This window comes from Tissierella praeacuta, from assembly GCF_040396155.1.
In the GTDB taxonomy this organism is placed as follows: domain Bacteria; phylum Bacillota; class Clostridia; order Tissierellales; family Tissierellaceae; genus Tissierella; species Tissierella praeacuta_A.
This window is the reverse complement of record NZ_JBEBOY010000006.1, coordinates 19,311-32,286: the sequence shown is the minus strand read 5'-3', so window position 1 is coordinate 32,286 and position 12,976 is coordinate 19,311. Positions and strand designations below refer to the sequence as shown.

Genomic DNA, 12,976 nt, shown 5'->3' with positions numbered 1-12,976 from the left:
ATTAATAGTTATAAGAGAATCGGAAGTTTACATAAATTATCCACGACCTATTGTGGATAATGTGGATAAAGTGAATTAAAAATTGATAAAACTTTATTAAAAATATTAAATTAGCATTTAATGCTATAAATATCACATATACAAGAGTTAATTTAAATAATATCAATTTAATACAGTATTGCGTATTTTTTACTCCTCTTGTATAATTAAGTCATACTACAATATACTGCCTATAAATAAAATCAGTTTAATTTTTAGATAATTGGGTAATATATTTGTAGATTTGAAAAAATAAGGGAAGGAGTGGTTAAATGGAAGCAAAGAAGACCCCATTATATGATGAGCATGTAGATTTAGGAGGAAAAGTAGTTGATTATGCAGGTTGGTATCTTCCTGTACAATATGAGGGTTTAATTGCAGAACATGAGGCTGTCAGAAATGCAGTAGGTTTATTTGATGTATCCCATATGGGTGAAATCACTATTAAAGGAAAGGAAGCTTTGGCATTCGTAGATTATCTTATGACAAATGATATATCTAAAGTTGTGGATAACCAAATCGTCTATACTTTTATGTGTGCGCCTGATGGAGGGGTAGTAGACGACTTATTAGTATATAGACTGGCTCATGATGATTTCTATTTAGTAGTAAATGCTTCAAATACGGCAAAGGATTACAAATGGATAGTAGATCAAAAAGGTAATTTTGACGTAGAAATCACTAATATTTCCGATACTGTTGGAGAAGTAGCAATACAAGGACCTCTAGCACAAAAAACACTACAAAAGTTAACAAAGACTGATTTAAATACAATTACTTTCTTTACATTAAATAGAAAGGTAGATATTAATGGAGTAGAGTGTATGATTTCTAGAACTGGATATACTGGAGAAGATGGTTTTGAAGTTTATACAACCAATGAAGGTATAGTAAAGGTATGGAAAGATATACTTGAAGCAGGAAAAGAAGCAGGTATTAAACCTTGTGGTTTAGGCTGTAGAGATACTCTTAGATTTGAAGCTTCATTACCATTATATGGTCATGAAATTTCTGATGAAATAAATCCTTTAGAGGGTGGATTTAAATATTTCGTAAAACTTGATAAGGCGTCCGATTTTATAGGTAAGGAAGCTCTTAATAAACATTGGAAAGAAGGACTTAAGAGAAAATTAGCTGGATTTGAAATGATCGACAGAGGAATTCCAAGAGAAGGCTATGAAATTCAAAAAGATGGTAAGACAATAGGGCATGTAACTACAGGTTATATGTCACCAACTCTTAAGAAAAATATTGGTAACGCACTTATTTCACCTGAATATACAGAATTAGGAACAGAAATTGATATTATTATAAGAAATAAGCCAGCTAAGGCAAAAATAGTTAGTAAAAAATTCTTAAAAAAATAATAAATTAGGAGGGTTAAAAGATGAAAGTTGTAAAAGGATTAAATTATACTAAAGATCATGAATGGATTAAAATAGAAGGAAATTTAGCAGTTGTAGGTGTTGCTGATTATGCACAACATCATTTAGGAGATATAGTTTATGTAGAGCTTCCAGAAGTTGATGATGAAATTGAAAAAGAAGAAGCTTTTTCAGCTGTAGAATCAGTTAAGGCAGCTGCAGATATTTATATGCCAGTAAGTGGAAAAGTAGTAGCAATAAATGAAGAATTAATAGACGATCCAGCTCTTTTAAATGCAGATCCATATGAAAACTGGATGATTAAAATAGAAATGACTAATAAAGATGAATTAGAAGAATTAATGACAAGTGAGGAATATGAAAAGTTTTTAGCTGAGGAGGAATAAAATATGTTTCCATATATATCAACCACTCACGAAGACGAGCAGGAAATGCTAAAGTCCATTGGGCTAAATTCTATAGATGATTTATTTAGTGATGTTCCAGGGGACATGAGATTAAATAGAGAGTTGAATTTACCTAAGGCAAAGAGTGAACTTGAAGTTAGTTCATATTTGAGTTCATTAGCACAAAAAAACTGTTCAACAAGTGAGATGCCATGTTTCCTTGGTGCTGGAGCATATGATCATTATATTCCTTCAATAATTAACCATATTATTTCAAGATCAGAATTTTATACATCATATACTCCATACCAACCGGAGATAAGTCAAGGTACTTTACAGTATATATTTGAATTCCAGACACTTATGTGCAATTTAACTGGAATGGATGTTGCGAATGCTTCATTATATGATGGTGGTACTGCTATTACTGAGGCAGCTTTAATGGCTGCAGCAACTTCTAGAAAAGGTGAAATCATAGTATCTAAGACAGTAAGACCAGAATCAATACGAGTTCTAAAGACCTATGCACATGCTCAAGGACTAAAAGTTATAGAAGTTGATATGAAAGATGGAGTTACTGATTTAGAGAAATTAGAAGAAAAAGTAAATGATAATACTGCAGCAGTTATAGTTCAAAGTCCAAATTTCTTTGGCATAATTGAAGATTTAAAGGCTACAGGAGAAATTGTTCATAAAGTTAAGAAGGCTAGCTTTATAGCATCTGTTGATCCAATATCTCTTGCTGTTTTAAAGAAACCAGGTGAATTAGGTGTTGATATAGTAGTAGGAGAAGCTCAAGGTATGGGTATACCTCTATCATTTGGTGGACCATATTTAGGATTCATAGCTACTAAATCTGAATATATGAGAAAATTGCCTGGTAGAATAGTAGGACAAACAGAAGATAAAAATGGTAAAAGATCTTTTGTTTTAACACTTACAGCTAGAGAACAACATATAAGAAGAGAAAAGGCTACTTCTAATATTTGTTCTAACCAAGGATTAAATGTATTAGCAGCAACTATTTATATGGTGACTTTAGGAAAAGAGGGGATAAAAGAAGTTGCTCTTCAAAGTACAAAGAAAGCTCACTATGCTTTTGAGAAGATTACTAAATCTGGTAAATATAAACCACTTTTCGATAAGCCATTCTTTAAAGAATTTGCTGTTACATCTGATATAGATGCTGATAAAATAAATGCAGATTTAAGAAATGAAAAAATAATAGGTGGATATCACCTAGGTAAAGATTATCCCCAATTGGAAAATGCTGTCCTATATGCAGTAACAGAAAAGAGGACAAAAGAAGAGATAGATAGATTAAGTAGTGTATTGGAGGGGATAAAATGAGAAAGTATGAAAAACTAATATTTGAATTATCTAAACCAGGAAGAAAAGCATATAATCTTCCAGAATTAGATGTAGAAGATAAGGATATAAATAGTTTTATTCCACAAGAATTTTTATCTGATACTGAACTTGATTTTCCAGAACTATCTGAGGTTGATGTAATAAGACATTATACAAATTTATCAAATAAAAACTATGGGCTAGATACTGGATTTTATCCACTTGGCTCTTGTACCATGAAGTATAATCCAAAAATTAATGAAGATACATGTAGATATGATGGATTTGCAAATATTCATCCATATCAATCTGAATGTTGTACTCAAGGTGCATTACAATTAATGTATGAACTAGATAGATCTTTATCTGAAATAGCTGGTATGGATAAAATGAGTTTACAACCAGCAGCAGGAGCTCATGGAGAATTAACTGGCGTTATGGTTATTAAGGCATACCATGAGAAGAATGGAGATTTTAAACGAAATAAAATCATAGTTCCAGACTCTGCTCACGGTACTAACCCAGCTACAGCAGCAATGGCTGGATATAAAATAGTAGAAGTTAAGTCAACTAAAGAAGGTTTAGTAGACTTAGAAGCACTTAAAGCTGTAGTAGGAGATGATACAGCAGGATTAATGCTTACAAATCCAAATACACTTGGTATATTTGATAAGCATATCAAGGAAATTGCTAAAATTGTTCATGATGCAGGAGGACAATTATACTATGATGGAGCTAATGCTAATGCCATCTTAGGTCATGCAAGACCAGGAGATATGGGATTTGACGTAGTTCACTTTAATATTCACAAAACTTTCTCAACACCTCACGGTGGTGGAGGTCCAGGCTCAGGACCAATAGGGGTTAAAAAACATCTTGAAGAATTCTTACCTGTTCCAATAGTACAAAAAGATGGAGATAGATATTATCTAGATTACAATGTACCGTATACTATAGGTAAGGTTAAAGATTTCTTTGGACACTTTGGTATATTAGTTAGAGCATATACTTATATACTAACAATGGGTAGTGATGGATTGAAGAGAGCTAGTGAAATAGCTGTATTGAATGCTAACTATATGGCTAGTAAATTAAAAGAACATTTCTATTTACCAATAGACACTATATTTAAACATGAATTTGTATTAGGTGGATTAAAGGATACATTATCTGAAGTAACTACACTGGATATAGCTAAGAGATTACTTGACAAAGGTTATCATCCACCAACAGTTTACTTCCCATTGATTATCAATCAAGCAATTATGATTGAACCAACAGAAACTGAATCTAAAGAAACACTTGACGAATTCATAGATGCTATGATAGAGATTTCTAAGGAGGCAAGTGAAAATCCACAATTATTAAAGGATGCGCCTCTTAACACTATTGTAAGCAGACCAGATGAAACAAAAGCAGCAAGAAATCCTGTGCTTAGATACGAAGGGTAGGTGTACCGCTTGACTAAAACTATTGCAGTTATAGGAGCTGGTCCAGGAGGCTATGTAGCGGCAATAAGAGGAGCTCAACTTGGTGCAAATATAATCTTAATAGAGAATAGAGAGGTAGGGGGTACATGTCTTAATAGAGGCTGTATCCCTACTAAAACATATTTTAGGAATGCAGAGATTATGTCCAGTTTTAAAAGAGCTGCTGAGTTCGGAATTACAGCAGGAGAATTTAAAATGGATGGAAAAGCACTACAGGAGAGAAAAAATAAAGTTGTAAATACTTTAGTAGGAGGTATTGAACAACTTATATCCTCTTATAAAAACATAGAGTTTCTACGTGGAACAGCTAATATAAAAGACAAAAACAATATTTCTGTAGATTTAAAGGACGGAACTACAAAGGAAATAACTGTAGATAATATAGTTATAGCTACAGGTTCTAAGCCTCAAATGACTGAAACAAAAGGAGTGGATTTAAAAGGGGTAATTACCTCTGATGACCTTTTAGAAATGGATGAAATTCCAGAAACTCTAATTGTAGTAGGTGGTGGAGTAATAGGGTTAGAATTTGCAAGTATTTATCAAGAATTAGGTTCCAAGGTAATTCTTTTAGCATCCAGAATCTTAAAAGATGCAGATAAAGAAATTTCAAGAAGACTTGTTCCAATGCTAAAGAAACAAGGGATTGAAACCTATGTTGATATTAGGGCAAAGGAGATTACCAAAGAAGGGGACAAGCTTAGAGTATTAGCTAGATATAAAGAAAAAGACGAAGAGATAGAAGTAATAGGTGATAAAGTTCTTATTGCATCTGGTAGGGGTCCTGTAGTGGAAGGACTAAATCTAGATGGACTAGGGATTAAATATGATAATAAGGGTATCTTTGTAGATAATGAGTTTGAAACAAATATTTCTGGAATATATGCCATAGGAGATGTAAATAGAGGGGTTCAGTTGGCTCATGTAGCATCTGCTCAAGGCGTATATGTAATGGAAAAGATAATGGGTCATACGCCAGATATCAATCTAGATATTTATCCAAACTGTGTATTTACAATGAATGAAGTAGCTCATGTAGGTTATACTGAAGAAGAGCTTAAGGAAAAAGGCATACCTTATAAAGCAAGTAAATTTATGTTTGCAGCCAATGGAAAAGCTCTGTCCTTAGGAGAAGGTGAGGGTATAATAAAGATACTCGCTGGAGAAGAAGATAAAAAAGTTCTAGGTGTTCATATACTTGGACCTCATGCAAATGATTTGATTGCTGAAGGAACGTTGGCAATGGCTAATAACTTAGATATCCATAGTATAATGAGAACAATTCATGCTCATCCAACTCTTTCAGAAACATTCTATGAAGCTACATTAGGACTAGAAAATCAGGCTATTCATATAGCACCGCCGAGAAAAAGAAGATAGTTTAAACTATCTTCTTTTTCTATTTAATTAGGATATTTTAATTTTAATAAAGTAAAAGACATTTTTAAGAAAGAAGAATATGGAATATTATTTTCAATTTTAAGTTTATATTTATTAAAAAATTAGTAAAGAAGTTTTTAGTAATTTAGAAATATTTGGATATGTCAGATGAAAATAATATTAAACTATAGATACTCTAGTGGAGATTATATCCTTTACTTATGGTAGACATATAAAATAATAAAAAATGTTTACTGTAAGGAGGAGCAAATCAAAACACTAGGGTCTTTTTATTTTCTATGATAAAATTTAAAATAATATGTAATGGAATCGAAAATTTACCGTATTAACATATGAGAAAGGAAGTGAAAAACAAGTTTAAAACATATAGGTTTTACTTAGCTAGGTAAAGATAGGAAGGAGGTTTTAAAAAATTGCAACAAGTTGCATCAATAGATATTTTAAATAAAGAACAATCAGAGAAGAATTTCTGTAAAGAAAAGGATTTTACTTATGTTTTTGAAACATATTATAAAAGAGTTTATAACTATATATATTATCGAATTAATGCTTATCATACAGCGGAAGACTTAACCAGTCAAGTCTTTGAGAAGGTAATGGTCAAAATAGATACCTATTGTGAAGAAAAGGCACAATTCGAGGTATGGTTATTTGCCATAGCTAGAAATGTAGTAAATGATTATTTTAGAGATTTAAAAAAATGCAAATTATTTTCAATTGATAAAATTAGAGACTTAATATCTAATAAAGGAACACCAGAAAAAATAATTGAGATAGAAGAAACCACTGATGAACTTTTAAAAGCATTAAAAATTTTAGATGAAAGAGAAAAAAATATTGTGGCTCTTAAATTTGGTGCAAATTTAAAAAACGTGGAAATTGCAGAAGTATTAGATATAACTGAAAGTAATGTTGGTGTAATCCTTTATCGTACAATGAAAAAATTGAAAAGTAAATTGGAAAGAGGGGATGGGTTTGAATAAAAAAAACATTGAAGATAGATTTTCCATGGATATAGATGATTATCTCAATGGTATAGAATCCCAAAATAATCCCGAAGGGGAATATAAAGAACTTCTACAATTGGGAAAATCATTGGCTAATAATGACTTTAGCAAAAATAGTAATAAAGATGAAACCTTTAATAAGAGTTTAGAAAATATTAATGAATATGGAGGAAAAAATAATATGAAAAAATCAAGCAGATTTAAACATCCAATGGTGAAGGTGGCTTCACTTACTTTAGTATGCATACTAGGTGTTTCCACAATGAGAACATCCTTTGCACAAGAAATAGTAGATAAAATAGTAAAAACTATGACACTTGGGCATGTAACAGTAATAGAGGAAGAACCTGTAGAATCATTTCCAGTTCCAGAGGAACTTAAAGGTAAAATCTTTGATAAAGATGGAAAACCAGTAGAAGTATTTTTAGCAGATGACCCTCAAAAAATATACACAGTTGATGGAAAAGAGATTGGTGGTTTTAGTACCGATGAGAGTGGTAACATAAAGATAGTAACAGCTGATGAAAAAGAAAAGGAAAGAGAAATAAAAGACTTAGTAGTTAAAAATACCAGTGAATTAAATAATTACACTTGTTTTAATGTTATACTTCCTAGTTATTTACCAGAAGGATATGAATTTGATAGAGCTGAATTTTTCAGAGGAAATGAGAATGACACCGTAGAGAATAGTAAATATATTTCTTTATTCTTTACCAATGATAAAACTGGAGAATTTATATATATGCAGCAAAGATTTGCTGATGAAGAAAATGGATACGAAGCTGGAGCAAATAAAGTTGAAAAGATAAAGATTAATGGTGTAGATGCTTTACTATATGATAATAATCTTGACTGGGAAGATAATGGTGTTATTTATATATTAAATGGAAGAGGTATTGCGAGAGATGAATTAATAAAGATGGCAGAATCTTTTAAATAATTATCAGGAGAATAATTAAAAACTCCCTATAGACGTGGTTCTATAAGGAGTTTTTATATTAATATGAAAAAGTTATTTTTTATAATTTATTTTATGCTATAATATGAAACAAAATTTCAGAGGAAAAATACTCTAATTTTGGTATAAGCATTAATAGATGAATATATAGGATATTTATGGAATTCCAAAAGCGAAAAATAAAATACAAGAATGGTTAAATTAAAGAAGTATCTAGAGATGTAATAGATAAGGATGAATTTGGATTGGCCTATTATAGGGATATAGATAAATTTCAAACTATTATTATATTTAAGAAACCTATATATTTTGATGAAGTGGAGTATAAAATAAAATAGAAAGATTCATATAAGAGTTATCTACAACGAAAATAAAAAAATCATTAAAATATTATATACTGTACGCAATATTGACTATAGTATTATTATACTATATACTTAGAATATAATTAAATATTTACGTAAAGGTGTAGCATGTAATATCATCTACTTAAAAGGGAAATAGGTTAAAATCCTATACGGTCCCGCCGCTGTAATGGGGAGAAATTTAAAATTAATGTCACTGAGTATATCGGGAAGACTTTAAATTTTTATGAACCAAAGTCAGAAGACCTGCCTTTACTTATGCACTAGAAAGCTCTACGGTCGATAGGGGAGGTGTTAAAACGGATTTTTATAATGACGAATTGTATTGTAATCCGTCTATTTTTCATGTCTCCCGGAGTATTTTATATTCGGGGGATTTTTGTTGTTAAATATCATAAAAGGGGGAGTATTTTTGAAAGAAAAGATTAGAGAATATGTACTTATAACTATTGGAATGACAATGGTGGCTTTAGGGTTGTACTTTTTTCTTATGCCGGAGAAATTAGCCATAGGTGGTGCTAATGGACTTGCCATTGTGATTAATAACTGGATTCCATTATCTATAGGGAGTATTATGATAATTATTAATATATTTTTGTTTGTAATTGGTTTTTTAGTTGTTGGAACTAGCTTTGGATTTAAGACTATTTATGCAAGTATAGGAACCTCTGTAATTGTTTCTTTACTTGAGAAGATTATTCCGCTTCAACAGCCTCTAGTAGAGGATATGATATTGCAACTTATCTTTGGAGTTTTTATATCTGCAATAGGTGTAGGAATTGTATTTAATCAAAATGCATCTACAGGAGGAACTGATGTAATAGCTAAGATAATGAATAAGTTTTTTGGAATAGAACTTGGGAAAGGAGTGCTTATATCAGACTTTGCTATAACAATAATGGCTGGATTTGCATTTGGACCTAAATTAGGAATGTATTCTTTATTGGGAGTTATACTAAATGGTATAGTAATAGATTGGACAATTGAAGGAATAACCCTATGTAAAGAAGTGAATATAATAAGTGAATGTAGTAATGATATTAAAGAATATATAATAAATAATCTAGAAAGAGGAGCAACTATTTATAGTGCCAAAGGAGCTTATACAGGAAATGAAAAAGATATAGTAATAACAGTTGTAGATAGAAGAGATTTTATTAAACTGAAAAATTATATTAGAGGAATAGATAAGAATGCATTTATTACAGTGAGTAATGTTTATGAAGTACTGGGAGATGGCTTTAAAAATATAGAAGAATAAACTATAGTGAGGTTGATTTTATTGTGGAAATCAACCTCATTATGTTTATAATTATTTTATATTTCGAAGAATATTTGGTATAATTGATTTATTAAAATAAGAAATAGGGTGAATAGATGATTAAGGGTAATAAAATAATAACTCTAAGTTTAATGCTAGTAGTGTTTTTTATATTGGGATTTATGGTAAAGGGAAGTAGCAGTGGAATTTTATTTGATATATGGATAATGGATAATACCCATATCAACCCTAATCCAATATTATTATCTATAATGAGATTTATATCCTTTATGGGTTCAGGTGGTTTTTTGCTTCCTGTAATAGCTATGGTCGTATCATATACATTGATTAAGAAAAAATACTATGAATCCAAGCTGTTATTAATATCTACCTTAGGCTCATATTTATTGAATCATTTATTAAAACAATTTTTCAGAAGGATAAGACCATTGGAGTATTTTTTGGTAAACCAGAGGGGATTTAGTTTTCCTAGTGGACATTCTATGGTAGCTATGACTCTTTATTTAACAATAGCTTTTTTACTAGTGAAAAGTAGTAATGATAATAGAAAAAATACATTAGTATATATTATAGCTTCTATGATGGTATTGTTAATGGGAATTAGCAGAATTTATTTGGGTGTTCATTGGCCAACAGATGTAATAGGAGGATATTTAATAGGATATATATTCTATTGTTTAAGCATTAGACTGGTTAAGGAATAAACCTGCTTGAAGTTTGTATTATTTAAGAACACAAGGGCGTTTTGGTGTTAGTATATAAGTATGGACACAAAAAGTTTAACACGATACAATAATTAAAAGAAAGGTGTGTTAAACAATGTCCAAGATTATTAATGGGTTTGAGATTGTTAAAGATAGTAATATAAATAGAATTTTAGAGTATTCTAAAATTAAAATAGGATTAAATAAAAATATATTAATCATTACAAATGATTTTTTCAATAGCCCATTTATTACTGGGATATCTGATATAAAGATATATATACCTAAGAAAGTATTGGAAAGTATGAGTGAAGAAAAACTGACATATATTATTTTGCATGAATTATTGCATTATAAAAATAAGGATTTGATAGTTAATATATTACAAGCCTTTGTTACAATAGTTTATTGGTTTAATCCTTTTATTTGGCTTGCAATGAAACTGATGAAAGAAGATAGGGAATTGGCAAGATATTATGATGTGTTGAAAATCATCAGGAAAGAAAATTCTTTATCCTATGGAATGACTATATTAGAGATTTCAGAAATGTTTTTAAACAATTCAAGAAATAAAGTTTTAGACAAATAAAAAACACAAGTGATCATTATAATTTAAATACAATGATAGATATGGATAGCATTAAACAAAGTAATATGAAAATTAAAGGACAAGATATATATTGTTTTGAAAAGATAAATAATGACAATGAACATATAGAAGAAATATATACTTGGAAAATAGACGATATTGTATATGAGATAATTTATCGTGGGGAAAAGATGTATGATTTTGAAACTATAATTAAATCTTTAATATAAATTAGAAAAAACCCTGTAGATATAGGCTTGAAGCCTTATCTATAGGGTTTATTTAAATTAATAAATTTATATTCTACATAGTGTAAAATAAGGTTAAATCAATACTACATGATGTAGAATATAAAGGAGTTGTTTAAATTGAATATAACTTAATTTTTGATGCAGAATATGGGATTATGTGGATATCAATATAAATCTTATTAATCAAGAGATTTTATAGGGGATATGTATGAGGTAGTACTAAAAGGTCTAATTACTTTATTGTATTACAATTTTATTGTTGGAAGTATTTTTATTCTTACTTATAATGCCTTTAAATAAGAAAAACTTTAATTTATCTCGGTATTATAGGAGGGAGAATATTGAGAACAGCTAGGAATTGTAAGGGAAAGGAATTAAAGGCTAGAATTAAAAACATGAAGAATTCAAGAAATAAAAATATTAAATCTCTGTTTATATTGGGAATTATCTTGATATCAGGGTTGGTTATGAGTGTGCGTACAACGTCTGCGAGGGGAGATAGCCTAAAAGATCCAATTGTGACATATATAAAAACAGATGGTTTATATTTCTCTTATTTAAACAATGGAGAAAGTGTCAAAGCTCATGAAGGTGAAGATTTTAGTGTTCCTATTATATCAAAAGAAGGAAGTTATATTGCATATACCCATGGAAATGATTTCTATATATTTGATATTAAAAATAAGAAATATCAAAAGGTTGCAGATGAAATCCTTTCTTATGATTGGATTGATGATACGAATATAATATATTCTACTAATGAAAATGGATTAAAAAAACTTAATATGGAAAACATGAAAACATTAAATCATGATGATGAATATTATTATTCAAATTTAAAGGCATCTAAAAATAATTTAATCTATGGGAAAAGAATATCCAAATGGACTACAGAAGAAGGAGATTTTTCTTTTAATACTGGTATTGTAGAGATAAATCTAAATGAATATGACTTAAGAAATAAAGAATTTACAACAGATATAATCATAGAAGGAAAAAAATCTACAGATGAGATTATCGGATATGATCCTACTATATCTAATATAACAGAAGATGGACGATATATTTATATTATGGAAAAGTTCTCTTCAGCTTCATTAAGTGCAGATTATGCAGGTATAGGGATATATGATGTAGATAATAGGACACATATAGATTTTACAAATATATATGGAGATGAAAATGAGGAATTAATAGTTCTGCCTTATAAGAATAACTTAGCTATAAACCCAAAAAATAATAATTTAATTAGTGTGATTATAGGCCAAGGCAGAGAAATGATTGATAATAAGGAAGCAATTTTATTAGATATAAATAAAAATAAAACATATAGAATTTTTAACTTTATGGATAAGGATTTAGTTGCTATGACTCCAAGTTTTACAGTAAATGGAGATAAATTATTATTTTCGGCTACGAAGAATATAGATATTTCCAAGGAAATCGATTATAATTACGCATTTAAAGATTGGTATAATCAACCACATAATATTTATGAATATGATTTAGAAAGCTCAGAGATAAAAAAGATAACCAAAGATGATTATTTTGATTTTATGCCTATAAGTATAGGTGAGGATACAATATTATTTAGCAGATATAAGGGTGATGGACACTATAGTTTGATGAAACTAGCTGATGGAAAAGAAGAAATAATAGCAGAGAATATTATTTTTGAGAATGAAGGTAATTTAGGATTTTATGGGTATATAAAAATAGAAAAGGCAACGGATATATTTAAATAAATATAAATAGTGGAACCATAGATA

12 protein-coding genes and 1 riboswitch are annotated in these 12,976 nt (G+C 29.6%); all 12 genes read left to right on the top strand.

Going from position 1 to position 12,976, the window contains the following annotated elements; translation table 11 throughout:
• Positions 1-311 precede the first annotated feature (311 nt).
• Positions 312-1,406: a glycine cleavage system aminomethyltransferase GcvT gene (gcvT, locus tag ABWP20_RS04495; RefSeq protein WP_353094163.1), complete on the top strand. Its 1,095-nt coding sequence runs from the start codon at positions 312-314 to the stop codon at positions 1,404-1,406.
• A 20-nt stretch (positions 1,407-1,426) separates the two neighbouring features.
• The gene (gcvH, locus tag ABWP20_RS04490) at positions 1,427-1,810 is read left to right on the top strand and encodes a glycine cleavage system protein GcvH (RefSeq protein WP_353094161.1); all 384 of its coding nucleotides are present in this window, start codon (positions 1,427-1,429) and stop codon (positions 1,808-1,810) included.
• A gap of 3 nt (positions 1,811-1,813) precedes the next feature.
• Entirely contained in the window at positions 1,814-3,160 is a 1,347-nt protein-coding gene (gcvPA, locus tag ABWP20_RS04485; protein ID WP_353094160.1) for an aminomethyl-transferring glycine dehydrogenase subunit GcvPA, read from the top strand.
• Entirely contained in the window at positions 3,157-4,611 is a 1,455-nt protein-coding gene (gcvPB, locus tag ABWP20_RS04480; RefSeq protein ID WP_353094158.1) for an aminomethyl-transferring glycine dehydrogenase subunit GcvPB, read from the top strand. The genes gcvPA and gcvPB overlap by 4 nt, the downstream gene beginning before the upstream one ends.
• Positions 4,612-6,030 carry a dihydrolipoyl dehydrogenase gene (gene lpdA, locus ABWP20_RS04475; protein WP_353094157.1) on the top strand — a complete coding sequence of 473 codons (1,419 nt, stop codon included), beginning with the start codon at positions 4,612-4,614 and terminating at the stop codon, positions 6,028-6,030.
• A 434-nt stretch (positions 6,031-6,464) separates the two neighbouring features.
• Complete coding sequence (locus ABWP20_RS04470; protein WP_353094155.1) at positions 6,465-7,034, top strand: sigma-70 family RNA polymerase sigma factor; 570 nt, start codon at positions 6,465-6,467, stop codon at positions 7,032-7,034.
• Complete coding sequence (locus ABWP20_RS04465) at positions 7,027-7,998, top strand: DUF4367 domain-containing protein (RefSeq protein WP_353094153.1); 972 nt, start codon at positions 7,027-7,029, stop codon at positions 7,996-7,998. The genes ABWP20_RS04470 and ABWP20_RS04465 overlap by 8 nt, the downstream gene beginning before the upstream one ends.
• 465 nt (positions 7,999-8,463) lie before the next feature.
• A riboswitch (cobalamin riboswitch) is annotated at positions 8,464-8,649 on the top strand.
• A gap of 144 nt (positions 8,650-8,793) precedes the next feature.
• Positions 8,794-9,642, top strand: a complete 849-nt coding sequence (locus ABWP20_RS04460) for a YitT family protein (protein WP_353094151.1) — start codon at positions 8,794-8,796, stop codon at positions 9,640-9,642.
• 116 nt (positions 9,643-9,758) lie between these two features.
• A complete protein-coding gene (locus ABWP20_RS04455; protein ID WP_353094149.1) occupies positions 9,759-10,367 on the top strand; it encodes a phosphatase PAP2 family protein in 609 nt (202 codons plus the stop codon).
• Positions 10,368-10,482: 115 nt separating this feature from the next.
• Positions 10,483-10,956, top strand: a complete 474-nt coding sequence (locus ABWP20_RS04450; RefSeq protein WP_353094148.1) for a M56 family metallopeptidase — start codon at positions 10,483-10,485, stop codon at positions 10,954-10,956.
• Positions 10,957-10,997: 41 nt separating this feature from the next.
• Positions 10,998-11,186, top strand: a complete 189-nt coding sequence (locus tag ABWP20_RS04445; RefSeq protein WP_353094146.1) for a hypothetical protein — start codon at positions 10,998-11,000, stop codon at positions 11,184-11,186.
• Positions 11,187-11,548: 362 nt separating this feature from the next.
• Complete coding sequence (locus ABWP20_RS04440; protein WP_353094144.1) at positions 11,549-12,952, top strand: TolB-like translocation protein; 1,404 nt, start codon at positions 11,549-11,551, stop codon at positions 12,950-12,952.
• The last annotated feature ends 24 nt before the right edge of the window (positions 12,953-12,976 follow it).